Raw genomic sequence first — 26,759 nt, forward strand, 5'->3', positions numbered from 1 at the left:
GGTGCGCTGGTAGCGGGCGCGGCCGAGGAATGCTTCGACCTCGGCTTCCACGGCGGTCTGAATGATCAGGCGGGCGCCCAGGCGGGCGACGTCTTCGAGGACCTCGACGAGGTCACGGTCAGCGGTGAACAGGGCGTCGATCTCGGCGCGGATGGCCTGGGTGGGCGATAGTCTGCGTGCCACGGGCGTAGGTCTCCTGCTGTGCGAACTTTGGTCGGTTCAACACGGCAACCTACGCCCGCTGTCTTTTACACCGCATCCGGGACGCCACCATGGGCTGTGCGTGGCAGCGCTGGTGGTCTCGGCCCGGCGGCGGCATCCGAGCTCGGCGGGGTGGTGCGTACTGGCGATCGGGCAAGGACTGAATGCCGCCGCCTGGGCCTGTTTCTACCTGTACCCGCTTGCCACCGGAGTGACGTTGGCGGCGCCGTCGCCCGGGGACGTGCTGTGGCTGTCGTCGTACGCGGTCTCGGCGCTGGGGCTGACGTTGCTGGCTCGGGCGCAGGGCGCCGATCGGGCGTCGGTGCTGGAGACGGCGAGTCTGACCACGGCGGCCGCGGTGGTGGTGTGGGTGTTCTTCGTCGCCGACCACGCCAGCGCGCCGGGGGTGAGTCTGGCCGCGCGATTGGTGAACGCGTCCTATCCGGTGCTTGATGTGGTGCTGCTGGCCGCCGCCACCCTGCTCGTGTTCACCGGGCAGCGTTGCCTGCGCTCGCTGTTGCTGGCCGGTTGGATACTGCTGCAGCTGGCCGGGGACGTGGTCTATAACATCGCGGTGCTGGACGGCTCGTTCAATCTCGGCGGCCCGGGATTCGCCTGGTGGCTGGTGTCGTTCGCAGCCTTGAGCGCGGCGGCTCTGGCGCCCGAGAGCGGACGGGCGACCGTCATGCCCGGATGGGCGCGGCACGCGGCGCTGCTGCTCGTGGTTCTGCCGCTGCCGGTCCTGCTGGTCATCCGCGCGGTGCAGGGTTCCAGCGCGGACGTGGCCGTGATCGCGGGCGGCTCGCTGGTGGTGACGGCACTGACCGTGGCACGGCTGTCGGTGTTCGACCAGGATGCCAAGATCAGCTGTGTCGCGCGGGCGGCTCTGCGCCGCGCACTGATGCGCCTGTGCGCGGCCATCATGGTCCTGGCATTGCTGCCGCTGGCCGGACTGGCCTACCTGTCGGTGAGCCAGGCCAGCGTGGCGGCCGAGGCGGACGTCGACCGGCGTCTGAGCACCAGCGCCGAGGTGAGCGCGACCCATCTCGGCGACAAACTGGCCTCGTTGCGCGCTCTGGTCGCCTCCTACGCCGAGCGGCGGTTGCTGGCCGCAGAGCTGGCCCGGGGCACGCAGGCCGACCCCGCGGCACTGCAGCAGCACGTGGCGGCCCTGGAGTCGCGCGACTCCGCTTTCATCGGGGCGTGGGTGCTGGATGCCTCCGGCATCATGCTCGCCTTCGACCCGGCCCAGCCCAGCGTGATCGGCAAGAGCTTCGCCCACCGCGACTACTTCCAGGGCGCCGTCTCCACTCGCCGGCCGTATGTGTCGCAGGCATTCGAAGCCGCGCTGCCCGGCCGTCCGAAGATCGTGGCCGTCGCCGCGCCGGTGTTCTGGGAAGGGCAGGTCGCCGGGGTGATCGGTCTGGGATACCGGCTGGATGCGATCGCGGCCTTCACCGGCCGACTGGCCGACGTGCAGAACGTGCGGCTGCGGGTGGCCGACCGCCACGGCGTGCTGCTGGCCGGCTCGAGCAACCGACAGCCGGACCTACTCCCAAGCCTGGCCGATGAGCATATCCAGGCCGCGTTGACCGGTGGCAACGGCACCGCCCGCACGATCAAGGCCGGTGCGGACACGGTCACCGCTTACCGGACCGTCCCCGACCTGGGCTGGGCCGTGGTCGCCGAGGTCCCCGCCGCCGAGGCCTTCGCCGCCGTGAACCAGTTCACCGGCCGGGTGCTGGCGATGGCCTCTCTGCTGGCCCAGGTGCTGCTAGGTGGGCTGCTGCTGGCCGCGCGCACCGAACGGCGCCGCCGCGCCGCCGAAGCCGACCTCCTCCAACGTGAGGAGCAGGTCAGCGCCATCTTGGAGGCGGCCGGTGACGCATTCGTGGCCGTCGACGCCGACGGTCGCGTCATCCGGTGGAACTCCCGTGCCGAGATCGTCTTCGACCGGCCGGCACCTGAGGCGCTGGGCCGTCCGTTCAGCGACGTGATCGCTCCCGCCGACCGGCGTGAGGCCTACCGGTCCAGGTTCGCTCTTCTTCACGCTGACAGCCAGTCTCACATGATCAACCGGCAGAGTGAGGTGGAGCTGTGCCGCCGGGACGGCACGCTTTTCCCTGCCGAGATGACCCTGTGGGCCTCCACCGCCGGCGGAGAGATGACCTTCAACGCGTTCGTGCGTGACATCACCGATCGCAAACGGGCCGAGACCGAGCTGGCCACCGCCCGTGACGCCGCCCTGGCCGCCTCCCGGATGAAGTCGGAGTTCGTAGCCAACATGAGCCACGAGATCCGCACCCCCATGAACGGGGTCATCGGCCTCACCAGCCTGCTGCTGGAGACCGATCTCGACGATCGGCAGCGCGACTATCTGACCACGGTGCAGAACTCCGCCGACGCGCTGCTCAACGTGATCAACGACATTCTGGACTTCTCCAAGATCGAAGCCGGGAAACTCGACATCGACCCGGTCGACTTCGACATGCGGGCCTTGGTCGAGGACGTCGTCAGCCTGAACGCGCCCGCCGCGCAGGCCAAGGGCCTGGAGATCGCCGCCCTGGTCGCCCCCGTCGTCCCGCCGGCGGTGTGCGGGGACGCGCACCGCATCCGGCAGATCCTGACCAACCTCGTCTCCAACGCCGTCAAGTTCACCGAGCACGGTGAGATTGTCGTCACGACGGACATCGGACCGGCTGTCGGTGATGACCGCATCCGGCAGGTGCACTTCGCCGTCATCGACACCGGCATCGGCATCCCCGCCGACCGCCAAGCCGATCTGTTCGATGCCTTCACCCAGGCCGACGCCTCCACCACCCGCCGCTACGGCGGCACCGGCCTCGGTTTGAGCATCACTCGCCAGCTGGTCGAACTCATGGGCGGCACCATCGGGGTCGACAGTGAACCCGGCCGGGGCAGCCGCTTCCATCTCACCCTGCCGCTGCCTGACGCGAACGCACCGGTGAACGCCGTCTCCTCGGCGACTGATCTGGCCGGGGTGCGGGTGCTGGTCGTCGACGACAACGCCACCAACCGCACCGTGGTGACCGGCCTGCTGACCACCTGGGGCGTGCGTGTGGATGCCGTGCCCGATGGACACAGCGGCCTGGCCGCGCTACGCGAAGCCACCCGGGTCGGCGACCCGTACGCCATCGCGCTGCTGGACATGCATATGCCCGGCCTGGACGGTCTGGACCTGGCTCGGATCATCACCGGTGACGCCACCTTGACCGGCACCCGCCTGGCGATGCTGACCTCCACCAACCAGGCCGGTGAGGCTCACACGGCCCGTGACTGCGGCATCGAGGGATATCTGACCAAGCCCGTCCGCTCAACGCAGCTGCGCGCCATCTTGCTGCAATTGCTCGGCCGGGCCGCCGATCCGGGTGCGGGCAGCACGTGGCCGGCGCCCGCTGCCCGCGCGTCCGTACCCACCGCCTCGGCCCAGCTGATTCTCGTCGCCGAGGACAACGAGGTCAACCAGCAGGTCGTCGTGGAGATGCTCACCAGCCTCGGCTATACCGCCGACATCGCCGCCGACGGCGAGCAGGCCCTGCGGATGGTGCAGGACCGGCCCTACGACGCCGTGCTCATGGACTGCCAGATGCCCGTCATGGACGGCTTCCAGGCCACCGAACACATCCGGCGCCTGCCCGCACCGCTGAACGCTGTTCCGGTCATCGCCCTGACCGCTTCGGCCCTGGCCTCTGACGAGCAACGCTGCCGGGCCGTCGGCATGGACGACTTTCTCAGCAAACCGCTGCGCAAACAGCACCTCGACACCGTCCTACGGCGGTTTCTCACCACCCGTCCACCGGTCACCACCACTACCGGATCCGGTACGCCGCAGGTCCGCCCATCGCAGGTCGGTCCGGCGCAGAGCGGTTCCGCTATCGGGCAGCCGTCCGATGGCAGGCTCAGCCATCTGCTCGATCCGGTGATGGTGGATGAGCTACGGGAGACAGGAGCGACCTTCACCGATCTCATCCTGCCCCGCTACCTGCACACCGCACCCGAAACCGCCGCCGCGATCCGCCTGGCCGCTGCCCGCCACGACATGACCGAGCTCGCCCGCCTCGCCCACAAACTACGCGGCAGTAGCGGCACCCTGGCCGGGAAACTGCTCTCCGGCACCTGCGCCGATCTGGAGCAGGCCGCCAACGGCGGTGACCTCCCTGCGGCTGCGGCGCTGGCCGCCGTTGTCGAGCAGCAGACTCATGCCACCTGTCAGGCGCTGCGTGAGGCGTTCACGCCCAGCAACGGCTGATGAGCTCTGGCCCGCAGCCAGCACTGCGGTGAGCGGCCCGTGTCTCTTCTCGTTCGAGTTGGCGAGGTCGAGTGCGACCGACCTGGGGCCCTTGCCCCAAGGCCGGGTAGTTAAGGCGCTCGTGGCCCTGTCAAGCACGTGAGTCCCCGGGACGTGGGAACGGAGATCCAGTAGACAGGTGATCTTCCACAACCGTCTGCCGAAGAACTGGGTCTCCGTTGATCACCGAGTCTGCCAGGCCCGTTACCTCCAGCGCTACCGAGACAGGCCACTCACCCCCGCCCCGTGGCCGATACGTATTCGCTCCCGGGCACCTGGGCGAGCTGACCACTCTCGCGCCCTTCGAACTCGTCGATGCCATCCTTGACGAGACGCGCACCGTACAGCGGCGCCTGCGTGAGCTCCCTCGCGGGTCGGGCTCTACTTCCTGCTGGCGATGTGCCTGTTCCCCGAAGTCGGCTACCAACTGGTCTGGCGGAAGCTGACCGCGGGACTGACCGGCCTCGCGGTGGCGACGCCCACCGCCAAAGCCCTGCGCGACCTGCGCCGCAGAGTCGGTAGCGCGCCGATGCGCCGCCTGTTCGAAGTACTGCGCGCACCCGCTGGCCCGACTCAGGACCCCGGAAGTGAGGTTCGGGCCCTACCGCATGGTCTCCTTCGACGGCTGCAGCTTTCTGAAAGCTCCCGACACCAACCGCAACCGGACGTGGCTCGGCTCCGCCAGCCACGGTGGCTACCCCTTGGATGTGGCCGGTGCTCACGCTCTACCAACCGCTGCGCATGGCGATGGTCGCCGCCGCCGAATCCCGGCCCGGCACCGACCCGGGGAGCACCGGGCGATCTTCACCGGGTTCCACCGCGCCGCCGACGCCACCGCCTACAGCGGCACCGGACTGGGCCTGGCGATCTGCCAGCGGGTCGTCGAGCGGCACGGCGGCACCATCATCACCGGTGACAACCCCGGCGGCGGCGCCCGGTTCACCTTCAGCCTGCCCGCCGCCTCCTCCTGAAGCGGCGCGCGGGGCCATGGCGCTCGTGCGGAGCGCCACCGGTGCTTTCCGGGCCGGTCCAGGACCGGCGATCAGGCGGCCTGCCGGGGAGGGGCACCGTACCGCCCTGGGCGGATCGCGTCGTGAGGAGGGCATGACGTCCCGCTAGGGCGGGGCCTTTGCCTCGGTGTCGTGACCGGCGGAAGGAACCGGCAGGGTGAGGGTGAAGGTCGAGCCCTCCCCCGGCGTGCTGGTGGCGGTGATGGTGCCGCCGTGCGCCTCGGCGATCGTTTTCACCAGCCACAGGCCCAGGCCGACGCCTTGGATGGCGTTGTCGTGGGCGTAGCGGGTGCGGTAGAAGCGCTCGAACGCACGCGTCAGGTCTTCGGCGTCGATGCCGACCCCGCGGTCGATCACCGCGATCGTCACCCGGTCGCCGCCGGCGGCACGGTCGCCGTCACCGCCGCACCCGCCGCGGTGACTGAGACCTTGATCCGGTGCGGGTAGCTGTCGACGACCAGGTACCAGTAGCCGTCGTGGGGCGTCTCCAAGACGACGGGGCTGAGGCTGTAGAAACCGCCGTAGAACTCGTAGGCCTGGAACTATCCGGCACGTCGGGCCAGGCCGTACGGCTCAGCCTCCCCGAATACCGTCCGCGGCTCGGCTGGCCTGCGCTGAAGAGTGGCGCGCCGTCGGGCCTGCGGTGCATGGCCGGATCGGGCCGGGCCGGGGCGCAGCCGGAACACTCCGTGCGGTGATCATCGCGGGCAGGAGCACGGCATGACCGAGGGGCACCCTCCCCGGGCCGAGGTCCGCAGTTGGCGCCTCGGGCCGGATTCGTGGATCTTGCGTCTGGTGGGCGAACTGGACGCGTTGACCGTCCCGGCCTTCGAGACCAAGCTGGCCAACCTCACCGACAGCAGCGGGCCGCTATCACTGGTGGTGGACCTGACCGCGGTGACGTTCGCCTCCTCAGCCGCGCTGGGTGCCCTGGTCCAGGCCCGCCTGGCCGTCGAGGCAGCCGGCGGGAGGCTGGTGCTGGTGGTGCCATCCGAGGGCCGGGCCCGGCGGCTGTTGACGCTGACCAACCTGCTGGCCTACTTCGAGGTGCGCGAGGTGTTGGAGGATGCGCTGCTGGTGGCGCGCCGGCCGGGCCCAGAGGCCTCTGGTGATGCTCCGCCGCGATGACGAAGGCGGCCCTCGCCGGAGAGGCCGCCTTCGTCGCACTCAACTACAGGCCGCGGTTACAGCTGGCCGCCGATGGCGAAGGAGAAGTCGATCGCCGCGCCGTACTGGGTGAGCACGACCAGCACGACGACGATCACGATAACCAGCCAGATACAGCGGCGGGTCAGGGCGTCGGGAGCAGGCAGAGCGATCGTGAGCACGGTGTTCCTTGCGGGTTGCAGTGACGAGCTGTCAGACCCGGGAGACACACACCGGCTCAGTAGACTGAGGCCTGCTACGACGCAGTGCCAAGCCGATGACCTACATGCTCGATCCGGCTCACCTTGGACGCCGACCATTCCGATCATGCGGGAAGGTTTCCGTCCCGGCCGCCAAGCACGTTCGCCGGAATGCAGAAGAGCGCGGCAGGGCAGCCTCGCGGGTGCTTTCATCGAGGCGATCTGTTGAATGGTTCTCACAGGTAGCGCATCCGCATGCGTCCTGAAAACGATCGTTTTCGGGACGTCCAGCGTGCGTCGTCTGCCACCTATCGTTGGGGGCATGACGCGCAGGGAGATCGATGTTCAAGCCTACGAGCGCGATCTGATCCCGATGTTGAAGCAGATCCTGCAGGATCAGCCGTTCGGTCTGAGCCTGGAGTCGATCGAGTTGCAGGGCACGGGGTCGCCAGGCGAGATCGTCGTGCTGTTCGAGCACGAGAACCGTCCGGGATGCCGCTTGGGCTTCCGGTTCCCGGCCCGGGGCACCGAATCCCTGAACGGGCCACTGGCTTGGGCGTGGTTCGCATGGGTGCATCTCGATGAAGTGATCAACGAATCGGAGTGCGGCCGCTTCATCGCCCCGTCTCCCGTCTCCCGCTACGGCGGGTGCTCACCGGTCGGCTGGCTGTACAACCGTATCTTCCCCGAGGGGTGACATCTCCACTAGCTGCGGCCAGGGGCAAAGTAGGGCTGGTCAGACAGAACGTCCACTCTGTCCGGTCCCTGAGACGGCGTCTGCCCAGGCCAGCGCAGCCAGGCCGCTGCGAGAACCGATCCGGCCCTACCTCGGGACGGCTACCCACAGCCGAAACCCGACCCCTACCTCCAGCCCCTAGCCTGCAGTTGGTCCCTTCCCGCGTACTCGGTCTGTCCCCGTTCCGGGCCGTTGCGGGTCGGCCAGGTCAGGCAGCCATGAGGGTGGGCCCGTTCCCCTGGGACACTTGGGACACTTGGGACACCTGGGTCATCGTGCCGCCAGCAGATCCGCGGTGACGGGCAGGTCCGGTAGCGCGGTGTTGGTGACCACCGCGAGGTCGTGCCCGTGGCGGGTCTCCTGCCACTGGCCGCCGACCAGTGGAACGAGGGCGATGTTCGGGGTGGGACCGCTCGTCCAGTCCAGCGGCCCGGCTATGGTCTCGATGCGGGTGCGGGCGATCGCCTGGGCGATGGCGCGGCGGTCGGTGGGATCGGCGGCCTCGGCCAGGGCGTGGCGGGCGACCTCGACGAGGGCGTGGGCCAGGCCGAGGGGCTGCAGCCAGGGGTTGCCGGTGTCGCGCTGGTAGGCCTCGGCCAGGTCGGCGGCGGTGGCGCCGTCCAGGCTGGAGCGGTAGGGGTGGTTCGGCGTCCAGTAGACCAGGGTGGCCACTCGCGCCTGCGCCAGTCCTTCGTCTGCGGCGCAGGAGCCGGCGACTCCGGCGTGGGGGTAGGCCAGCCACCGCGAGCAGGTGATCAGCCGCGGATGCAGCCCGGACCGGCGGGCCTGGCCGTGGAACAGCGCCAAGTCGGCGGCGGTGGCCGCGCTGGTGACGACCTCGGCGCCGTGACGGCGCAGATGGTCGATGTGAGCGTGGAGGTCGGCGGCGGGTTCCCGGTAGCCGCCGGGATCGATCAGGGTGTGGCCGCGTCTTTCGGCCACGGGCGCGAACCCGTCGCGGTCGTGGCGCAGCAGCCGGCCCTGTAGGTCGTCGTTCCACAGGCAGCCGACCGTCCGCGCGGGACCCAGGCGTTCCCACATGTCGGCGAACACGGCGGCGATGTCGTCCAGGCCCCAGGCGAAGTGGTAGGTCCATTCGAAGCGTTTGCGCTGCCTGGCACCCGGCCGGTGGACGTAGGCCTGCCAGGGGAACGTGGTCGACACGCACGGCACCTGGAGTTCCTCGCAGGTGTCGACCACCGCGGGCAGTACCTGGGTGCCGGCCATGGTGAGCACGATGTGCGCCCCCTCCTCGGCCGCGAGTTCGCGTACGGCCTGGCGGGCATGGGTCGGGTCCGACTGGCTGTCGCGGACCGCGATGCGCAGCGGGAGGCGTCGGTTTCCGTTGCGCACGTGGGCCAGCTGCGGCGTCAGCCGCCGCAGGACGAACGCCAGCGGATCGCCGAGCCGGGACAGCCGCCCGGTCTGCGCGATCACGACGCCTACGCGCAGCTGCGGATCGGGTTCCATCGTCATCACCTCGGTGTACGGCCGTCGCGGGAGGAGTGCGGGGGCCTGGGCGGGCAGGCCCCCGGGCGTGTGCTCGGCGGTTACTCGTGCACGGTGATGCAGGTGGTGCGGCTCATGATGGAGATCGTCTCGTTGCCGCAGTTGTTGCTGTGACCCGAGGCGTTGCGGGCGAAGAGCAGGTTGGACAGCACGCCGCCGCTGGGACCGGTGATGTCACCGCCCCCGCCGGGGTGGTGACGGTCCTCGGTAATGCAGGTGCGCTCCTTGAGCAGCGCGAGCTTGCCGGTACCGCAGAGGTTGGCGTGACCGGAGGAGTTTCTTCCGGAGATGTTGGACAGCAGTCCGCCCGGACCGGCGTCGCGGTCGCCCGTCCCGGCGCTGGCGGAGGTGATGCCCGCGGGCGCGGCCGTGATCGCCGCCATGGCCGCCGTGATCACAGCGATCCTTCGTATCGTCTGCATTGTTCCTGCCTCGGTTGGGGGAAGGTGGGCAAGCCGGTCGCATCGCGCGGCCAGCCGATGCAGATAGTAATGGATCTGTCACTCACCGTCATCGGAATGGTAAAGGTTGTGGATCTCCGATCGGACGCAGCGGCGGGGAGGCGGACCGAGTAAGCGTCAAAGACGCAGTCCGCAGGTCAGCGGGGACAGACAAGATGAGCACCGAGCGCAACGGCCCTACTGCTCCACTTCAGGAAACGGCCCTTCCGTGAACTGAACTGGCGTTGCACGAAGCCGAGTCCCATGCCGACCACAGCCTCCGAACAGACGGATCGCCCGGAAGTCACTTCACGAAAGGTTGGTCAATCGCTATCCGCGTTCCGGTTCCATGCACGGGTGCGACAGGCGTTCCACGCGAAAGGTTCGCGCCCGCGGAGGGGAGATCCACGGTCGGACACGGTGCACCCGTTACCGTTGCCGAATGCACACCATCGAGCTGACCTGCGACGACGTGCTCGACTCGGCGGTGCGCGCGGCTTGGGACCGGCTGGCGGCCGAGGGACTGCCCAGCCAGGCGCGGCACCCGCACCCGACCAACCGTCCCCACCTGACGCTGGCGGTCTGCGAACGGCTGCCGCCCGACACGCCGGCCGCGTTCGCCGAGGCCTTCGGTGACCTGCCGGTGCCGGTCAGGCTGGGGCCGCTGCTGCTGTTCGCCGGCCGGGCGCGGGTGCTGGCCTGGGGTGTGGTGCCGGAGACCCGGCTGCTGGCCGTCCACGCGGGGGTGTGGCGGGTGCTGGGCGGCTCCTGCGGCGGCAACCCGCTGCACGCGCCGGGACGGTGGTTCCCGCACGTGACGCTGGCCCGCAGCCTGGACACCGCGACCCGGGCGCAGGCGGTCACGGTGCTCGACGGACTGGCCGAGGCCACCGGGGCGTTCTCCGGCGCGCGCAGCTACGACAGTGCGCTCCGCACGACCGTCCCCCTGGCGGGGCAGGGCTGACCAGGTCTGTCACCGCCGCCCCTCGTGCGCGGGGCCGATGAGGGCCGGCCCGTCAGGCGACGCCGGACCAGGCCGCGGTGACCACCTCACGCCACGGCAGGACAGCCGTGCCGGGAACATCCTGCCGCAGCAGTTCCCCCGGAAAGGAGAACGGCGGGGCCTTGGCCGGGTTGCGCGCGGCCTGGCCGACGATGAGCTCGGTCAACTCGACGCCACCGCCCAGCCTCGGATAGGCGGCGTGCACCCGGTCGGCATAGCCCGCGGGGAGTTCCTCGGCGCCGAACGCCGCCACGTCCGCCCCCGCGCCGGCATGGGTGAGGGCGATCTCGGGCCGCATCCTGTCGGCGATGCCGAGACTGGTGTGCAGGGCGATCGCCTCCCAGGCCAGGCGGGTCCGGTCCGCGGCCAGCCCGTGTTCGGTGAGGAACTCCGCGGCCAGGTCCGCGCCGTCCACCTCGAACCGTCCGCCTCGCTCGCCCCGCTCGGTCAGCCCGACGTCGTGCAACACGCACGCCAGGAACAGGACCTCGTCGTCGTAGTCGTGCTCGGCCCGGAGGCCGTGTCGCTCCCCGATGGCCCTGCCGAACAGGTAGCTGCGCACGCTGTGGGTCAGGACGGCCTGCGTGGTGATCCCCTGGACGAACCCGTGCGCCTTGCGGGTCAGCGGGGTGTCGGGAATCGCGAAGCCGGTGAAGTGATCTGTCATGGCTTTGATCGTGGCCACCGGGAGACCGTGCGGAAAGTGGCTGTAATGCCGTACTGCGCTAGATTCTGGCCATGCATGTGGTCGGTGTGCTGGCGATGAACGGAGTGGTCGCCTTCGACATGGCGGTGCCCGCCCAGGTCTTCGGCAGTTCCACTGGTGATCGGTACCAGCCGCTGTATGAGACGCGGGTGTGCACCGTCGGCGGTGCCGTCCGGACCTCGGAGCCTTTCGGCGCGATGCGGCTGGAGACCGCATGGGGCCTCGATGACCTCGCAGCGGCCGACACCCTTGTGCTCCCCGGTCACTGGAACTTCCTGGAGGAGCCGCCCGGGGAGGTCCTGGAGGCGGTGCGGGCCGCGGCCGGGCGCGGCGCACGGATCGCCTCGATCTGTGCCGGGGCGTTCCTGCTGGCCGCCACCGGGCTGCTCGACGGACGGCGGGCGACCACGCACTGGACCTACGCCGCCGAGCTGGCCCGGCGCCACCCCGCCGTCGAGGTCGACGCCGCGGTGCTGTTCACCGACAACGGCGACCTGTTCACCTCGGCCGGGGTGGCGGCCGGAATCGACCTGTGCCTGCATCTGGTCCGGCGCGACCACGGCTCGGCGGTGGCCGCCGAGACCGCTCGCCGGATGGTGATGTCACCCCAGCGCGACGGAGGCCAGGCGCAGTTCATCCGGCATACCGACCCCCGCGACCCGGGGACCGCGCTCCAACCTGTCCTCACCTGGATGGAGTCCAACCTGCACCGGCCGCTCAGCCTCGGTGACATCGCCCGTCACGCTTGCGTCAGCGTGCGGACGCTGACGCGCCGGTTCCGTGCGCAGATCGGGACCACTCCCCTGCAGTGGCTGTTGCACGCTCGCATCCGCCGCGCCCAGCACCTGCTGGAAAGCACCGATCTGCCGATAGGCCAGATCGCCGAAGCGGTGGGCATGGGCTCTCCCGCGACACTGCGTGCCCACTTCGCCCGCGCCGTCGGCACCTCCCCGCAGACCTACCGCACCACCTTCCGCGCTCGTCCCTGAGCTGCCGGGCATGACGGCTACGGAGCGAAACGTTTCCGCCCCGGACACCACAGCATCCCGGAGCGGGACCCGGTACCGCCGAAGTTCCCGGATGCTCCTCCCCCGAAGACGCCGCCGACGTCGTGGCCGAGACCTATGCGATCGCCTGGAGGCGGATGGCCGAACTCCCCGACGGCGAGGCCGGCAAACTGTGGCTGTACGGCGTGGCCCGCCGGGTCCTGGCCAACCACCGCCGGAGCGAGCGGCGCAGGCTCACCCGGCACACCGAACTCACCGGTGAGATCGAAGAGCTCTACACCGCCCCCTCCCGCCACAGCGGACGGCACGATGTGGACGAGGCCATGGGCATGCTCTCCGGCAGCGATCGTGAGCTCCTGGCCCTGGCCCTGTGGGAGGGGCTCGATCCCGGCGAGATCGCCACCGTGCTGGACTGCTCCCGCAACGCCGTCCGCATCCGCCTGCACCGGGCCCGCAGGCGCTTCGCCGAGGCCCTGGAGAAGACCCGCCCATCGGCCGCCGGTTTCGCGTCACGGCCGCTCGTCGAGAAGGAGTCAGGGTGAACAGCGACCAGATCTTCAAGGACCGGGCGCGGGTGCTGGACGAGGACCTGGCCGGCCGGGCGTCCACCGCGGGGGCGGACGCGCTGCTGGCGGAGATCGTCTCACTGGAGCGCGTTCCGGCGCGGCGGCGGTTCCTGCCCTCTCCCGGCCGCGCTCTGCGTGGATCCGCCAGTATCTGGGCACCCGGCCCGCGACCCCGCAGGACGAGGCGGCCTGGCGGGCGGCGGGCGCGCCCACCCGCTGGCGGTACCCCGAGAACTGGCGAGACCCCGAGGACAGGTGGGAGCAGACGTCCCCCATCCCCTCGCCGCAGGAGGCCGCGGCAGGTGAGCGGACCGCCGAACGGCTCCACGGCAAATGGAAGGGCTCGGCGGGTGATCTGCTGGGGGAACGGATGACCTGGAAGCAGGTGCGTACGATCCCCGGCGAGCCCGCCGAGCTCCGCGGCTACCTGCAAGAGCGCATCGACCGCATCACCCGGCGGCTGGAAGCGGCGGACCCTGCCCCCGGGACGGACATCGAGCAGCTGAGGGCGTCCCTCCTCCGGCAAGGCTGCGTGGACGTCATCAGCCGCCTGCCCGCCTCGTCCGGGGCTCGGGCGTCGGCGTACCGGATCCTGGCGTCGCTGCCCGGCATACGGGCTGAGGGGGAGGTCACAGATCCGCTGGGCCGGCGTGGGCAGGCGCTCGGCTATCAGGTGGAGGCAGAGCCGGGCCTGTTCAACGAGATCCGCTTCGTGGTCGATCCCGGCACCGGCCTCCCCCTCGCCGAGGTGTGGACGCACGCGGGCAGGCTCGCGGACGGACGGCAGGTGGAGATCGGCCACTCCACCTCGTTCCAGGCCATCGGCTGGACCGACGAACGCCCGGAAATGCCCGGGCACCGGGACTGAACCGCTCACCCGTCTCGGCGCGAAGGCCAGCGCGGGGACCCCGCGCCGGTGCCTGCCGGTCAGCGGCAGTTCGTGTCGTCGCAGCCGTACACCTTCCCCGTCACCCCGCCTGCGGGACGGGGAAGAAACATGACACAGGGTGTCGGGTTTCGGGCCGAGCATGGTTTCCCCGGTCGGCGACGGACGCGGACCGGGCCGACGAACGGACGAGCATGCCCGCAGGACGAACGGGCGGGCGCGTCCGCCGGCAGATGACCACTCCTACGGATAGGCAAGGACCTCGATGCACGAAACGCCAGAGGAGCTCGGAGAGCTCCAGGCGCTCCTCGACTCCTCTCTCTCCCGCTCCACCTCACACCTCCGCTCGATCATCAACCGGGAGCGCACCCTGACCGCGGAGCAGCTCACCCGGGTCCTCACCGGCATGTGCACCCTCGCCCTGTCCACCGTGACGGCGAAGGGCGAGCCGCGGATCAGCGGCGCGGACGGGCACTTCCTGCACGGGAAGTGGCACTTCGGCACGGCACGCGACGCCGCCAAGGCCCGTCACCTCGCCGCCCGGCCCGCCGTCAGCGCCGCGCACATGCGCGGAGAGGACCTGGGCGTGTTCACCCACGGCACCGTGGAGATCCTCAACCCCCGGGACGGCGATCCGGCCGCGGACTGGCCCGGCCTGCTGGCGTACTTCAAGGGCTTCTACGGCGACGACGCCTTCGACTGGGACAACGACGTGGTCTACTACCGGCTGCACCCGCACTGGATGACCGTCTACGCCCCCGACGGCGCGACGCTCACGGCGTCCCGGCCCTGACCCGCACCGGATGGCGTGCCCGCCGGCGGCTCCGCGGCCGCCGGCGGGCCCACGCCCGCCCGGCGGAGGGTCAGCGCTGATCGACGACCCGGCCGTTCAGCACGGTGCCGTCCCTGGTGAGGGCCATGGTCAGGGGAGCCTCGGGGAAGGTGGCGACGGCCGCCAGCGCGGCGTCCATCTGCTCCGCGGTCTCCCAGTACCAGGTGTCGTCGTAGGCCCCGTCCTCCAGCCGGATCAGCACGGCACGGGTGAGACCGGGGTGCGTCTCGCGGACGGTCGCGATCAGCGAGCTGCGGCGGGCGAGGAACTCCTCCAGGTCGGACTCGGCGACGGAGTAGCGGTGTGAGCGGACGGCAGGCATGGTGGTCTCTTTCTCGCTCACCAGGAGCCGGCGATCTGCCGGATCGGGGCGTTGAGCCGGTTGAAGAGGTTGGTGACGGCGGTCATCAGCAGGATCGAGGCCAGCTGCTTGTCGTCGAAGTGGTCGGCGGCGTTGTCCCAGACCTCGTCGGGGACGGCGTCGGCGCGGTCGGCCAGCCGGGTGGCCGCCTCGGCCAGCTCCAGCGCGGCGCGCTCCGTTTCGGTGTAGTACGGGGCCTCCCGCCAGGCGGCCACCAGGCCGATGCGCTCGTCGCTCTCACCGAGCTTGCGCAGGTTCTTCAGGCCGGCGTCGACGCAGAAGCTGCAGCCGTTGATCTGGCTGACCCGCAGGTGGATCATCTCCATGAGCTCCTGGGGAAGGCCCTGCGACTGGGCGGCCCCGACCAGCTCCATGATCGGCTTCATCGCCGCGGGGATGATCGTCGCCGGGTTCTTCATCCGGGCTTCCATTCCGTTCTCCTCTGTCGTGGTTGGCGTGAGATCAGACTGGTCGCCCGGGTTGATAGATTCGCTATGCGACGACGATGGAGGGACGATGCCGCGCTTCACGCTTCTCGGGCCCGTCCAAGTGATCGTCGACGGGGCGCCGCTGGCGGGCGTCGCCCCACGTCACCGTGCGGTCCTGGCCTATCTGCTGCTCAACGCCGGACGGGTGGTCAGCATCGAGCGCCTGATCGAGGCCATGTGGGGCTACGACCAGCCCGACACCGCCCGATCGCAGGTCCACGCCTCCATCACCGCGATACGCAAGGCACTGCGCGGCGCGGGCGGCGGAGAACTGCTCGAGACGCGAGCCGGTGGCTATGTCGCGAACCCGGCGCCGGGACAGGTGGACGCCCAGGAGTTCACCGAGCTGGTGGCGGCCGGCGAACTGCGCAGGGCGCTGGAACTGTGGAACGGTGAAGCGCTCGAGGACGTGCACGCCAACTACGTCGCCGGGGCCCGGGACCTCTGGCACGACCGGCGGCTGTCGGCCTACGAGCGCCTGGTGGAGGCCGAGCTCGCCGCCGGACGCCACGGCGACCTGCTCGACGAGCTGGCCGCCCAGGTGGCCGCCAACCCGATCCGGGAGAGGCTCACCGGCCACCTGGTCCTGGCCCTGCACCGCTCCGGGCGGCAGGCCGACGCCCTCGCCGCGGCACGTGCCTACCGTGCGGCTCTCGCGGAGGAGCAGGGCCTGGACCCCGGCCACGCGTTCACCGAGCTGGAACGGGCCGTCCTGGCCGACGATCCGGCGCTGCGCCTGCCCGGCGCCGCGACGCCACCGGCCGTCCAGCCGGCCGGACCACCGCCGCCCGCGGCACCGCGCCGCTCCTTCCTGCCCTACGACATTCCGGACTTCTCCGGACGGGCCACCGAGCTGGAACGGCTCGCGGGCGGACACGAGGCGACGGTCGTCACGATCGACGGCATGGCCGGGATCGGCAAGACCACCCTCGCCGTCCACGCGGCCCACCGGCTGGCCGGCCGCTACCCGGACGGGCAGCTCTTCCTCGACCTGCAGGCCCACACCGCGGGCCGGACGCCCGTCGATCCCTCCGCCGCGCTGGAGTCCCTCCTGCGCCAGCTGGGAGTGCCCGCCGACCTGATCCCGGCCACGCTCGCCGAGCGGAGCGCCCTGTGGCGGGCCGAACTGGCCGGTCGCCGGGTGCTCGCCGTCCTGGACAACGCCCTCGACACCGACCACGTACGCCCTCTGCTGCCGGGTCTGTCCGACACCCTCGTCCTGATCACCAGCAGGCGGCGGCTCGTCGACCTGGACGGCGCCCACGCCCTGTCGGTCGACGTCCTGACAGCCGGGGACGGCGCCGAACTTTTCGGCCGGATCGTCGGCGAGCGCGCCCACGACGAGCCCGACGCCGTACGCGAGGTGCTGGAGCTGTGCGGGCACCTCCCGCTCGCCATCCGGATCTCGGCCGCCCGTCTCCAGCACCGGCCGCGGTGGAGCGTGTCCTACCTGGCCGGCAGGCTACGGGACCGGCGGCGGCTCCTGGACGGGGTGTCGGCCGCCTTCACCGTCTCCTACGAACAGCTCAGCACCGCGGAACAGCACATGTTCCGCCTGCTCGGGCTGGTACCCGGCCGCGACATCGACGCCTGCGGCGCCGCCGCGCTGGCCGGGGTCCCCGAGGACGAAGCCGAGGACCTCCTGGAAGGCCTCCTGGACGCCCACATGCTGCTGCAGTACGAACCGGGCAGATACACCTTCCACGATCTGCTCCGCGAGCACGCCCGCTCCATCGCCGACGACGACGGCGCCGTCCTGCGGCTGCTCGTCTACTACCTGCACCGTGCCCGTGCGGCGATGGACCGGCTCTTCCCCGACAGCGTCGTCCAGCGCGAGGGCATCCCCCAGCCCGCCTCCCCCGTCCCGCCCGTCGGCAGCCCCGAGGAGGCCCTCGCCTGGCTCGACGCCGAGCGCTCCAACATCATCGCGGCCGCCGTCCACGGCCCCGAGATCTGCCTGGGCCTCCTGGGCCTGACGATGCGCCCCTACCTCGACCGGTACGTGCACCACGACGATGCCGTCACCCTGCACACCCTGGTGCTCCAGCGCAGCCGCAAGCTCGGCGACCGCGCCGTCCAGGCCCGGGCGCTCACCGACCTGGCCTGGACCCACTGGCGGCGCGGCGAGTACGGACAGGCCGAAGAGTACGCCGGCCAGGCCCTCGAAGCGTGCGAGGAGGCCTCCGAGCGGGCGCGGGCCCTGCTGACCCTGGGAAACCTCGCCCTGCGCAGGCGGCACGACGCACAGGCCGAGCAGTACCTCAAGCGGGCGCTCGACCTCACCCGCATCGGCACCGACACCTGGGGCGAGGCACACGTGCTCGGCATCCTCGCCCTCGTCCTCGACCGGGCCGGGCGTCCCGACGACGCCCGCCGGCACCTCGACCTCGCGCTGGCCCTCCACCGCAAGATCGGCAACCCGGCCGGCGAGGCGCTGATCCTCAACCACCTCGGCGTCGTCCTGCGCCACCAGGGCCTCCCCGACCAGGCGCGTACCCGCCACGAGCAGGCCGCCGCCCTCTACCGGAAGATCGGCAACCCGGCCGGCGAGGCGACCGCGCTCAACGGGCTCGCCGAGGCCACCGGCGACCCCGGCCGGGCGATCGAGGAGCACACCGCCGCGCTCACCCTCTCCCGGGCATCCCGCAACCGCCCCGAACAGGCCCGCGCCCACGACGGCCTGGCCCGTGCCCACCTCGCCCTCGGGCACTCCGCCCAGGCCCGCGAGCACGGACGGCTGGCCCTGGACCTCTACGGGCAGCTCGGCGTGCCCGAGGCCGACGAGGTGCGCGCCTTCCTCGAACACGCCGGATAGGACCGCATCACGAGCACACCCCGAGCACACCCCGAGCACACCCCGAGCGCCGCACCCGGGGACCCGCGCCGCCCGGCTGCCCCGGCTCCCGGCGGCGGACGAATGATCGTCTGGCATGATTCGTCCATGGACGATCCCCTCAACGACCTGGAGGCACTGCGGGCGCACGCCGCCGCCCGGCTGTCGGCCCACCGCCACACGACCCTGCCCGACACGCCGGGCATCCGGCGGGCCGCAGTGGCGCTGTGCGTCGTCGGACACGGGGGCGCCCCCTCGGTGATCGTCATCAAGCGGGCCTACCGGGGCCGCAACGCGGGCCAGTGGGCACTGCCGGGCGGACGCCTGGAGGCCGGCGAGACCCCGTTGCAGGCGGCACTGCGCGAGCTGCACGAGGAGATCGGGCTGACCGCCGCCCCGGACGCCGTGCTGGGACGGCTGGACGACTTCCCCGCCGCCTCGAACTTCACGATCACCCCGCTCGTCGTGGCGGTGCGGGATCCCGGACCGCTGACACCCAGCGCCGAGGAAGTCCACTCCGTGCACCACGTGCCACTGCACCGGCTGGCCGCGCCGGACGCGGTGCGATGGGTGCCGCAGCCGGACGGCGGACAGCTGCTGCAGATGCACCTGGGCCCGCGGATGGTGGTGCACGCTCCGACCGGAGCGCTGCTGTGGCAGTTCCGCGAGGTCGTGCTGCTCGGCCGTACCGCACGGGTGGCCGACTTCCTGCAGCCGGAGTGGACGCATCGCTGAACGGAGATCGATGCCTTTCAGGCGGGCGGTCCCGCCGCGGTTCCCCGGGCCGCGGCGACGAAGTCCCGGATGAGCCCGGCGTCCTTGATCCCCGGCGCGCTCTCCACCCCGCTCGACACGTCCACCCCCCACGGACGGGCCGCGGCGATCGCCTCGGCCACGTTCGACGGGGCGAGCCCTCCGGCGAGCATCCAGCGGCCCGACGGGCGCCCGCGCACCGCCGCCCAGTCCCAGGGCTCCCCCGAGCCGGGCCGGGGCGCGTCGATGATGAGCAGGTCCTCGTCGAAGGCCCCGCAGCGCGGGTCCACCTCCGCGGCTCCGGCGCGCACCAGCGTGACGCCGAGGTCGCGCAGCGCGGTGAAGTCCCCGTGCGGATGGTCGCCGTGGAGCTGGACGGCGCGCACCCCCGAGGCCAGCGTGGCCGCCCGCACCTGAGCGGGGGCCTCCCCCGCGAACACCGCCACGGTCAGCACGTGCGGGGGCACCGCCGCGGCCAGCTCGCGCGCCCGCTCGGGGGTGACGCGCCGGGAGCTGCGGGTCAGGACGAAGCCGATCGCGTCCGCGCCCGCCTCGACCGCGGCGGCCACATGCTCGGGCTCGCGCAGCCCGCATATCTTCACATACATCCTGCGCAGGGTAGCGGCAACACCGGACCCGGGGAGAGATCCGCAGCGGGCCGGGACCGGTGACCGGGGTCCTGCGGCCCGCGAGGAGCCGCCGGACCGCTCCGTTCTGGCATTCGGCAACCCGTGGGATGTATGGTGCGATTCTCGGTTAAGGGGCCCAAAGGGAAATCGACAACGGTTGAGGATACGGTGGCCGACGATCTGGCGGGGGCGTTCCTCCGACAGCACCGCCGCTACACAAGCCGCCAGGTGGCCGCGATGGCCGGCATACCGATGTACCGCGCGCGGCGGTTCTGGCGCGCCTTCGGTTTCGCCAACGTCGCCGACGACGCGGTGGAGTTCACCGATTCCGACGTCGAGGCGCTCCTGACACTGGTCGGCCTGGTGCGCGACGGGACCTACGACGAGGAGCACGCCCTCCTGGTGACCCGGTCCCTGGGCAGGGCCACCGCCCGGCTCGCGGAGTCGCAGGCCGTGATCGGCGCCGAGGCGCTCGACCAGGCCGGGGTCCCCCGGGAGGAGCGCGTGGACACCTGGCGCGCGCGGGCCGACCGGGTGGTGCCGGACCTGGAGCGGCTCCTGGTCTACGCCTGGCGGCGGCAGCTGGCCGCCGCCGCGGGCCGCGTCGTCGAGCAGGAGACGGGCACCGTACGGCTGGCCGTGGGCTTCGCCGACCTGGTGGGGTTCACCCGGCTGAGCCGCCAGATCTCCGAGAAGGAGCTGGCCGCCCTCGTCGAGCGGTTCGAGAGCCGCTCGGCCGACGTCGTCACCTCGGCGCAGGGCCGGGTCGTCAAGACGCTCGGCGACTCCGTGCTGTTCGTCGCCGACAGCGCGGCCACCGCGGCCGACATCGCCCTGCGGCTCGTGGAGGCCCACTCCCGGTCCAAGAGCACGCCCGCGCTGCGGGTGGGGCTCGCGATCGGCCAGGTGATCGGCCGTATGGGCGATGTGTTCGGCACCACGGTCAATCTGGCCAGCAGGCTCACCGCCCTGGCAGCCACCGGCGCCGTGCTGGTCGACCCCGCGATGGCGGAGGAGCTGACCGGCGACGACGCGTTCACGCTCCGGCCGATGGACCGTCTCGTCGTGCGGGGGCTGGGCGAGCTGGTGCCCTCCACCGTCACCAGGAACCCGCGCCGGTAGTGCGGCGCGGCCACCGCGCGAGGCCCGGGTGGCCGCTCGCGCCCCGCAGCTCCGCGGTCAGGTGCGCGGCCCGCCGGCCACGTAGATGACCTGGCCGGAGACGAATCCGGCGTCCTCGCTGACGAAGAACGACACAGTGTGCGCGATGTCCTCCGGCCGGCCGGTCCGCCGCACCGGGATCTGGGACGCTGCCGCCAGTTTGAAGTCCTCGAACGGCACGCCGAGGCGGGCGGCGGTGGCGGCGGTCATCTCGGTCTCGATGAAGCCGGGGGCGATGGCGTTGACGGTCACACCGAACTTGCCCAGCTCCAGGGCGAGGGTCTTGGTGAAGCCCTGCAGACCCGCCTTGGCCGCGGAGTAGTTGGCCTGGCCCCGGTTGCCCAGCGCCGAGGTGCTGGACAGGTTGACGATCCGGCCCCACCCGGCCTCGGTCATGAACGTCTGCGCGGCCCGGCTCATCAGGAACGCCCCGCGCAGGTGCACGCCCATGACGGCGTCCCAGTCATCGGTGCTCATCTTGAACAGCAGGTTGTCGCGGATGATGCCGGCGTTGTTGACCAGCACGGTCGGCGCGCCGAGCCCGTCGGCCACGCGCGCCACCGCATCGGCCACAGCCTGCTCGTCGGAGACGTCCGCACCGACGGCCAGCGCCCGCCCGCCGGCGGAGGTGATCTCGTCGACGACCGGCTTGCAGGCGTCGGCGTTCAGGTCGAGGACGGCCACGGCGAAGCCGTCCCGGGCCAGGCGCCTGGCGGTCGCGGCTCCGATGCCCCGGGCCGCGCCGGTGACGATGGCCGTACGGGGTGCCTGCTGGGTCATGGGGTCTCCCGGTGTGCTCGAGAGGGAACGCCTGCTCTCAAAGGGTGGGACAGCCGTCGCCTCGGGGCAAGATCTTGTCTCTCCCGAAAGTAGACGCTCTCCGGAGGGCAGATCGCCCGCACGGCGGCCTCCCGGCGTGTCCTCCGGGAAAGTCACCGTGGCGGATCGGCCGTCCTGAGGCTTTTCCGCTGTGGGAACCATCACGGTCTCATTGCGACCAAAACGGTCGCACAGCGCCTATCCTGGTCTCATGCCTCGCCAGACCCGGGAGCAGATCGATGAGGAGATCATCGACTGCGCCGCCCTGCTGTTCGCCCGCCACGGCTTCGCCGAGACCTCGATCCAGCGTGTCGCCGACGCGGTCGGCTACTCCAAGAGCGGCCTGCTGCGCCACTACCCCTCCAAGGAGGCGCTGCAGGAGGAGGTCGTCGTCCGGTGCCTGGCCGAGCTGCGCGACGCCCTCGGCGAGGCGAGCGGTCAGGCACCGGGGCCGCGGCGTGACCGTACCGCGCTGACCGCCCTGGCACGACTGGCGATGCGCCGCCCGGGATTCATCGCGTTGCTGCTGGCGACGCTGCTGCGTGACCCCGTGGGTGGCGAGAGCGTCCCGCTGCAGCCCGTCGCCGATGTGATCGTCGAGGCGTTCCTGCTCGATCCCGACGCGGACATGGACAGAGTGGTCCGGGTCGCAGGCGCGATCGGCGCGCTGGCGGTGGCCCGCACCGCGCTGGGCGAGCACCTGCTCCCCGACACCGCCGCAGGCCACCTCGTGGACGTCAGCTACGACGCCCTGGGCCACCCGGGCCGCCCCGGCCACTGACCCCGGCCCTCGGAGAACACCGGCTCCTCGGAAGACGCCGGTCCCCGGAGAACACCGGGAGAGCACCGGGAGAGCACCGAGACGCGCCGCCGCACGCGGTCGTCCCGGCATGGACTTCACCCCCCCGACCACAGCCCCTCACGACCGACTGTCGTTCTTCATCGAAGGTGTCCCACAGTGGCGATTCTGCTCTACCGGCTCGGCCGGTCCTCCTTCCACCGGCGGGGCCGGGTGGTGGCCGTCTGGCTGCTGCTGCTGGCCCTGCTCGGCGGCGCCGCCGCGGCGTTCAGCGGCTCCACCAGCAGTGAGTTCAAAATGCCGGGGACCGAGTCCCAGCGGGCGATGACCACCCTGCGGCAGCAGTTCCCGCAGGCCGGCGGTGCGACCGGCACCATCGTCATCGCCTCGGCCACGGCGCAGAAGCTGACCCCCGACCAGGTGGAGCCCGTGGTGAGCCAGGCGGCGGCCGTGCCCGGCGTGCTGGCCGCCGTCGACCCGTTCGCCGCCCGGTCGATCTCCCCCGACGGCCGTTACGCCCTGGTCCAGGTGCAGTTCTCCGCCAAGGTCACCGATCTGACCGACGCCCAGCGCGAGGCCTACGAGAACGTCGGCCAGGGCCTGGAGGGTCTGCGCGTCGAGCCCGGCGGCGAACCGGTCGCCGGCGGCGCGCCGGAGGTCGGCTCGTCCGAGGCGCTGGGCGTGCTGGTGGCCGCGGTGGTGCTGGTCGTCACCTTCGGCTCCCTGGTGGCCGCCGGCATGACGATGGTGAACGCGCTGGTCGGTGTGGGCGCGGGCATGGCCGGGCTGTTCGCCCTGACCGGCGTGGTGGAGCTCAACAGCGCCGCCCCGACCCTGGCGCTGATGCTCGGCCTGGCCGTGGGCATCGACTACTCGCTGTTCATCACCTCCCGCTACCGGCAGTTCCTGGCCGAGGGCATGGACGCCCGCGAAGCCGCGGGCCGCGCGACCGGCACCGCCGGATCGGCCGTGGTCTTCGCCGGCGTCACCGTGATCATCGCCCTGGCCGGTCTGTCGGTGGTGGGCATCCCGTTCCTGACCGCCATGGGCCTGGCCGCCGCCGCCACCGTGGCCGTGGCCGTGGCCGTCGCGCTGACCCTCCTGCCGGCCGTTCTCGGCTTCGCCGGTGAGCGCGTCCTGCCCCGTAAGCACCGCGCCGGGCAGGCCGAGTCGTCCCGGCGGGCGCCGCGGGAGGCGTTCGGGTTCCGGTGGGGCCGCATGGTCATCCGCCTGCGCGTGCCGATCCTGCTGGCCGGCGTCCTGGGCCTGGGGGCGCTCGCGCTGCCCATGCAGGACATGCGCCTGGCCCTGCCCGACGCCGGCACCGCCGCCGAGGACTCCCCCGCCCGCCGGGCCTACGACCTGACCAGCGAGGGCTTCGGTCCCGGTTTCAACGGCCGTCTGATCGCCGTCGTCACCGCCGCCGACAAGGAGGCCACCACCGCCGCGGCCGCCCGGGCCGCCAAGCTGATCACCGGTACCGAGGGGGTGCTCGCCGTCGCGCCGCCGCAGCTGAACGCCTCCGGCACCGCCGCGCTGCTGGCCGTCATCCCCACCGGCGGGCCCACCGACGCCGCGACCGAGGACGCCGTCCACGCCATCCGCGACAAGGTCGCCACCATCACCGGCGCCGACGTCTCCCTCACCGGCGTCACCGCGATCGGCATCGACATCTCCGAGAAGCTCTCCGACGCGCTCCCGGTCTATCTGCTGCTCGTGGTCGGGCTCTCGGTCCTGCTGCTCATGCTGGTCTTCCGGTCCATCCTGGTGCCGATCAAGGCCGCGGCCGGGTTCCTGCTCACCGTCGGCGCGACCTTCGGCATCACCGTCGCGGTCTTCCAGCAGGGCCACCTGGCCGACCTGGTCGGCGTCGACACCCCCGGCCCGCTGGTCAGCTTCCTGCCGATCCTGCTGATCGGCATCCTGTTCGGCCTGGCCATGGACTACCAGGTGTTCCTGGTCTCGCGCATGCGTGAGGACTACGTCCACGGCGACACCCCCCAGCAGGCCACCGTCAACGGCCTGGGCCACAACGCCCGCGTCGTCACCGCCGCCGCCCTGATCATGATCGCGGTCTTCGGCGGGTTCGTGCTCATGGACGACCCCATCATCAAGTCCATCGGCTTCGCCCTGGCCATCGGCGTGTTCATCGACGCCTTCGTCGTCCGGATGACCCTGGTGCCCGCGGTGATGTCCCTGCTCGGCCGGGCCGCCTGGTGGCTGCCCCGCGGTCTGGACCGGGCCCTGCCCAACCTCGACATCGAGGGGGAGAGCCTCACCACCGCCCCCGCGACGGCCGAGCGCGAGCACTCCATGGCGTAGCACGCCGGACGCCCCACGCGGGCACGGCACCCGGCCGGGAAACCCCGGCCGGGTGCCGTGCCCGTTCGCCGTAGCGGCCTTCGCCGCCGCCGACCTCGGGGTTGCCGGCATTTGCCGTACGGCGGGCGATTGATCGGACTCTTCGGGGTAGGCGCCGGGGTACCGGCATCCATCCCTGGAGGCTCCATGGCCACCACGCGCCCGACCATCACCCTGCCCGGCATCGTCCTGGGCGTCGGTCTCGGCGGGTTCCTCGACGGCATCCTGCTCCACCAGATCCTGCAGTGGCACCACATGCTGACCAGCACCGACACCGACAACATCGGCGTGGCCCCCTATCCGGCCACCACCGTGCACGGGCTGCGGATCAACACCCTGTGGGACGGGCTGTTCCACACCTTCACCTGGCTGGCGGTGCTGACCGGCCTGGCGCTGCTGTACTCCCGCATCACCCGCGGCCGCGGCCGCGTCTGGGCCTCCCGGGTCCTGTGGGGCTGGGTGCTGGTCGGCTGGGGGCTGTTCAATCTGGTCGAAGGCGTCATCGACCACCACCTGCTGGGCATCCACCACGTGCGCACCGGTCCCGGCCAGCTCTGGTGGGACCTGGGATTCCTGGCGCTGGGCGCGCTGCTGGTGGCCGGCGGCTGGCTGCTGCAGCGCGGCGCCCGTCCCCCGGCCGCCGACCCGGCCGAGACCGGCGTCGCGGCGCGCTGACCACCGTGTCCGCCCCTCACGCGCACGCCGGGCCGGACGCGCTGGCGGCCTTCGCGCCCCTCCTGGCGGCGGCCGCCTACCTGCTCCTGGTGGCCCGGCGCCGCGCCCTCGGGCGGTCCTGGAGCCCCTGGCGCAGCTCAGCCTTCCTGACCGGCTGCGCGCTGCTCTCCCTGGCCCTGGGACACGTGCTGCCCTTCGGCGAGGGCGACTTCCGCGGGCACATGCTGCAGCACCTGCTGATCGGCATGCTGGCGCCGCTCGCCCTGGTGCTGGCCGCGCCGTTCACCCTGGTGCTGGGCGTGCTCCCGCCGCACCGGGGCCGCCGGCTCACCCGTCTCCTGCGCAGCCGTACGGCCCGCCTGATCGCCCATCCGGTCACCGCCCTGCTGCTCACCCTGGGCGGGCTGGTCGTGCTGTACTGCACCCCGCTGTACGGCCTCACCACCGCCACCCCGTGGGCCCACCATCTGGTGCACGCGCACTTCCTGGCCTCCGGCTACCTGTTCGCCTGGGTGATCGCCGGTCCGGACCCGGCCCCGCACCGGCCGTCGGTCCCCTCCCGCCTGGTCGTGCTCGGGGTGGCCGTCGCCGGGCATGCCGTGCTGTCCCAGCTGATGTACGCCGGCATCGTGTTCATTCCGGGCGTTCCGGACGCGCAGCGCCGGGGCGGCGCCGAGCTGATGTACTACGGCGGCGACATCGCCGAGCTTCTGCTCGCCCTGGCGCTGCTGGTCACCTGGCGGCCCGCACCCGGCCGGTCCCCCCACGGCGCGCCGGGTGAGCCGGCGGCCGGGCCGCGCCTCACTCGCCGGTGGCGGCGTCGAGCCGGGTCAGCACCTGGGTGGCCAGCCGCTGCAGGGCGTCGACCTGGTCGGGGCTGAGGACGTCGAAGAACAGGTTCCGGACGGTCTCGACGTGGCCGGGGGCGGCGGTGGTGATCGCCTCGCGGCCGGCCTCGGTGAGGACGACGAAGGCGCCACGGCCGTCCTCGGCGCATTCCTCTCGTTCGACCAGGCCGCGGCGGTGCATCCGGCTCAGGTGGTGCGACAGGCGGCTCTGCTCCCAGTCCAGGGCGCGCTGCAGCTCGTAGGGGCGTAATCTGCCCTCGGCAGCGTCGGTGAGGTGCACCAGCACGTCATAGTCGGCCAGCGACAGGCCGCAGGACGCCTGCAGCTGCCGGTTGAGCGCAGCGCTCAGCCGCCCCTGCATCCGCAGGTAGGCGCGCCAGGCGCGCTGCTGGTCGTCGTCGAGCCATCGAGGGGCGCTCATGCCGTCACCCTACCCAAGCATGCATGACACATCATGAAGTCTCCGGAATACATGACACGT

27 protein-coding genes and 2 pseudogenes are annotated in these 26,759 nt (G+C 71.6%); 17 read left to right on the forward strand and 12 right to left on the reverse strand.

Going from position 1 to position 26,759, the window contains the following annotated elements:
• A pseudogene (locus tag IEZ08_RS19025) lies at positions 1–183 on the reverse strand (IS256 family transposase); the annotation flags it as partial.
• 100 nt (positions 184–283) lie between these two features.
• Here IEZ08_RS19025 and IEZ08_RS19030 point away from each other — a divergent pair.
• The 3 genes and pseudogenes from IEZ08_RS19030 to IEZ08_RS19045 all read left to right on the forward strand — a co-directional run bounded on the left by IEZ08_RS19030 (position 284) and on the right by IEZ08_RS19045 (position 5,481).
• Entirely contained in the window at positions 284–4,471 is a 4,188-nt protein-coding gene (locus IEZ08_RS19030) for a PAS domain-containing hybrid sensor histidine kinase/response regulator family protein (RefSeq protein WP_189242599.1), read from the forward strand.
• Between the two features lie 218 nt (positions 4,472–4,689).
• Positions 4,690–5,045 (forward strand): annotated as a pseudogene (locus IEZ08_RS40640) (transposase domain-containing protein); the annotation flags it as partial.
• 52 nt (positions 5,046–5,097) lie between these two features.
• On the forward strand, positions 5,098–5,481 hold the full coding sequence (locus IEZ08_RS19045; protein WP_229803278.1) for a sensor histidine kinase: 384 nt from the start codon (positions 5,098–5,100) through the stop codon (positions 5,479–5,481).
• A 144-nt stretch (positions 5,482–5,625) separates the two neighbouring features.
• Here IEZ08_RS19045 and IEZ08_RS19050 read toward each other — a convergent pair whose 3' ends face one another.
• Together IEZ08_RS19050 and IEZ08_RS19055 are read right to left on the reverse strand one after the other, a co-directional pair.
• Positions 5,626–5,889 carry a sensor histidine kinase gene (locus tag IEZ08_RS19050; protein ID WP_189242600.1) on the reverse strand — a complete coding sequence of 88 codons (264 nt, stop codon included), beginning with the start codon at positions 5,887–5,889 and terminating at the stop codon, positions 5,626–5,628.
• Positions 5,886–6,011: a hypothetical protein gene (locus IEZ08_RS19055; RefSeq protein WP_084780095.1), complete on the reverse strand. Its 126-nt coding sequence runs from the start codon at positions 6,009–6,011 to the stop codon at positions 5,886–5,888. The genes IEZ08_RS19050 and IEZ08_RS19055 overlap by 4 nt, the downstream gene beginning before the upstream one ends.
• Before the next feature lie 295 nt (positions 6,012–6,306).
• Here IEZ08_RS19055 and IEZ08_RS19060 point away from each other — a divergent pair, with 295 nt between their 5' ends.
• Complete coding sequence (locus IEZ08_RS19060; RefSeq protein ID WP_189242601.1) at positions 6,307–6,648, forward strand: STAS domain-containing protein; 342 nt, start codon at positions 6,307–6,309, stop codon at positions 6,646–6,648.
• A 56-nt stretch (positions 6,649–6,704) separates the two neighbouring features.
• On the opposite strand, the gene IEZ08_RS19065 is transcribed toward IEZ08_RS19060, so the two are convergent.
• Positions 6,705–6,848 (reverse strand): hypothetical protein, encoded by a 144-nt coding sequence (locus tag IEZ08_RS19065; RefSeq protein ID WP_176728494.1) that lies wholly within the window; start codon positions 6,846–6,848, stop codon positions 6,705–6,707.
• A 340-nt stretch (positions 6,849–7,188) separates the two neighbouring features.
• Here IEZ08_RS19065 and IEZ08_RS19070 point away from each other — a divergent pair, with 340 nt between their 5' ends.
• Positions 7,189–7,563 carry a hypothetical protein gene (locus tag IEZ08_RS19070; RefSeq protein ID WP_068923561.1) on the forward strand — a complete coding sequence of 125 codons (375 nt, stop codon included), beginning with the start codon at positions 7,189–7,191 and terminating at the stop codon, positions 7,561–7,563.
• Between the two features lie 309 nt (positions 7,564–7,872).
• Here IEZ08_RS19070 and IEZ08_RS19075 read toward each other — a convergent pair whose 3' ends face one another.
• Positions 7,873–9,072, reverse strand: coding sequence for an ABC transporter substrate-binding protein (locus IEZ08_RS19075; protein ID WP_176728493.1), 1,200 nt, complete (start codon positions 9,070–9,072; stop codon positions 7,873–7,875).
• Positions 9,073–9,152: 80 nt separating this feature from the next.
• The gene (locus IEZ08_RS19080; RefSeq protein WP_203863458.1) at positions 9,153–9,509 is read right to left on the reverse strand and encodes a hypothetical protein; all 357 of its coding nucleotides are present in this window, start codon (positions 9,507–9,509) and stop codon (positions 9,153–9,155) included.
• A 484-nt stretch (positions 9,510–9,993) separates the two neighbouring features.
• Here IEZ08_RS19080 and IEZ08_RS19085 point away from each other — a divergent pair, with 484 nt between their 5' ends.
• Entirely contained in the window at positions 9,994–10,515 is a 522-nt protein-coding gene (locus tag IEZ08_RS19085; RefSeq protein ID WP_068923558.1) for a 2'-5' RNA ligase family protein, read from the forward strand.
• Between the two features lie 52 nt (positions 10,516–10,567).
• Here IEZ08_RS19085 and IEZ08_RS19090 read toward each other — a convergent pair whose 3' ends face one another.
• Positions 10,568–11,221 carry an HD domain-containing protein gene (locus IEZ08_RS19090; RefSeq protein ID WP_068923557.1) on the reverse strand — a complete coding sequence of 218 codons (654 nt, stop codon included), beginning with the start codon at positions 11,219–11,221 and terminating at the stop codon, positions 10,568–10,570.
• Positions 11,222–11,292: 71 nt separating this feature from the next.
• On the opposite strand from IEZ08_RS19090, the gene IEZ08_RS19095 reads away from it, so the two are divergent.
• From IEZ08_RS19095 to IEZ08_RS19110, 4 genes are all read left to right on the forward strand, one after another.
• Positions 11,293–12,249, forward strand: a complete 957-nt coding sequence (locus IEZ08_RS19095; protein WP_068923556.1) for a GlxA family transcriptional regulator — start codon at positions 11,293–11,295, stop codon at positions 12,247–12,249.
• 122 nt (positions 12,250–12,371) lie between these two features.
• Positions 12,372–12,809: an RNA polymerase sigma factor gene (locus tag IEZ08_RS19100; protein WP_084780094.1), complete on the forward strand. Its 438-nt coding sequence runs from the start codon at positions 12,372–12,374 to the stop codon at positions 12,807–12,809.
• Positions 12,810–13,203: 394 nt separating this feature from the next.
• Positions 13,204–13,701: a hypothetical protein gene (locus tag IEZ08_RS19105; protein WP_068923555.1), complete on the forward strand. Its 498-nt coding sequence runs from the start codon at positions 13,204–13,206 to the stop codon at positions 13,699–13,701.
• 283 nt (positions 13,702–13,984) lie between these two features.
• Positions 13,985–14,512, forward strand: a complete 528-nt coding sequence (locus tag IEZ08_RS19110) for a pyridoxamine 5'-phosphate oxidase family protein (protein ID WP_068923554.1) — start codon at positions 13,985–13,987, stop codon at positions 14,510–14,512.
• Between the two features lie 70 nt (positions 14,513–14,582).
• Here the strand turns inward: IEZ08_RS19110 and IEZ08_RS19115 are convergent, their stop codons facing one another.
• Positions 14,583–14,873 carry a hypothetical protein gene (locus IEZ08_RS19115; protein WP_068928804.1) on the reverse strand — a complete coding sequence of 97 codons (291 nt, stop codon included), beginning with the start codon at positions 14,871–14,873 and terminating at the stop codon, positions 14,583–14,585.
• Between the two features lie 17 nt (positions 14,874–14,890).
• A complete protein-coding gene (locus tag IEZ08_RS19120) occupies positions 14,891–15,343 on the reverse strand; it encodes a carboxymuconolactone decarboxylase family protein (protein WP_068923553.1) in 453 nt (150 codons plus the stop codon).
• A gap of 85 nt (positions 15,344–15,428) precedes the next feature.
• Between IEZ08_RS19120 and IEZ08_RS19125 the strand changes: the two genes are divergently transcribed.
• Positions 15,429–18,215: an AfsR/SARP family transcriptional regulator gene (locus IEZ08_RS19125; protein ID WP_189242603.1), complete on the forward strand. Its 2,787-nt coding sequence runs from the start codon at positions 15,429–15,431 to the stop codon at positions 18,213–18,215.
• 126 nt (positions 18,216–18,341) lie between these two features.
• The gene (locus IEZ08_RS19130) at positions 18,342–18,968 is read left to right on the forward strand and encodes an NUDIX hydrolase (protein WP_189242604.1); all 627 of its coding nucleotides are present in this window, start codon (positions 18,342–18,344) and stop codon (positions 18,966–18,968) included.
• 17 nt (positions 18,969–18,985) lie between these two features.
• Here the strand turns inward: IEZ08_RS19130 and IEZ08_RS19135 are convergent, their stop codons facing one another.
• Entirely contained in the window at positions 18,986–19,594 is a 609-nt protein-coding gene (locus tag IEZ08_RS19135) for a phosphoribosylanthranilate isomerase (protein ID WP_068923550.1), read from the reverse strand.
• 189 nt (positions 19,595–19,783) lie between these two features.
• Between IEZ08_RS19135 and IEZ08_RS19140 the strand changes: the two genes are divergently transcribed.
• Positions 19,784–20,737, forward strand: coding sequence for an adenylate/guanylate cyclase domain-containing protein (locus IEZ08_RS19140; protein WP_068923549.1), 954 nt, complete (start codon positions 19,784–19,786; stop codon positions 20,735–20,737).
• A 57-nt stretch (positions 20,738–20,794) separates the two neighbouring features.
• On the opposite strand, the gene fabG is transcribed toward IEZ08_RS19140, so the two are convergent.
• Positions 20,795–21,556, reverse strand: coding sequence for a 3-oxoacyl-ACP reductase FabG (gene fabG / locus IEZ08_RS19145; RefSeq protein WP_068923548.1), 762 nt, complete (start codon positions 21,554–21,556; stop codon positions 20,795–20,797).
• Positions 21,557–21,806: 250 nt separating this feature from the next.
• Here fabG and IEZ08_RS19150 point away from each other — a divergent pair, with 250 nt between their 5' ends.
• The 4 genes from IEZ08_RS19150 to IEZ08_RS19165 all read left to right on the forward strand — a co-directional run bounded on the left by IEZ08_RS19150 (position 21,807) and on the right by IEZ08_RS19165 (position 26,311).
• Positions 21,807–22,376, forward strand: coding sequence for a TetR/AcrR family transcriptional regulator (locus tag IEZ08_RS19150; protein WP_068923547.1), 570 nt, complete (start codon positions 21,807–21,809; stop codon positions 22,374–22,376).
• Positions 22,377–22,553: 177 nt separating this feature from the next.
• Positions 22,554–24,716 carry an MMPL family transporter gene (locus IEZ08_RS19155; RefSeq protein WP_189242605.1) on the forward strand — a complete coding sequence of 721 codons (2,163 nt, stop codon included), beginning with the start codon at positions 22,554–22,556 and terminating at the stop codon, positions 24,714–24,716.
• Between the two features lie 186 nt (positions 24,717–24,902).
• Positions 24,903–25,430 carry a DUF2243 domain-containing protein gene (locus IEZ08_RS19160; protein ID WP_068923545.1) on the forward strand — a complete coding sequence of 176 codons (528 nt, stop codon included), beginning with the start codon at positions 24,903–24,905 and terminating at the stop codon, positions 25,428–25,430.
• A 5-nt stretch (positions 25,431–25,435) separates the two neighbouring features.
• Entirely contained in the window at positions 25,436–26,311 is an 876-nt protein-coding gene (locus tag IEZ08_RS19165; protein WP_229803280.1) for a cytochrome c oxidase assembly protein, read from the forward strand.
• Here IEZ08_RS19165 and IEZ08_RS19170 read toward each other — a convergent pair.
• Positions 26,232–26,699, reverse strand: coding sequence for a MarR family winged helix-turn-helix transcriptional regulator (locus IEZ08_RS19170; protein WP_189242606.1), 468 nt, complete (start codon positions 26,697–26,699; stop codon positions 26,232–26,234). The two genes, IEZ08_RS19165 and IEZ08_RS19170, sit on opposite strands and share 80 nt — an antisense overlap.
• Positions 26,700–26,759 lie beyond the last annotated feature (60 nt).

It is taken from the genome of Planobispora rosea (assembly GCF_014648175.1).
Classification (GTDB): Bacteria; Actinomycetota; Actinomycetes; order Streptosporangiales; family Streptosporangiaceae; genus Planobispora; species Planobispora rosea.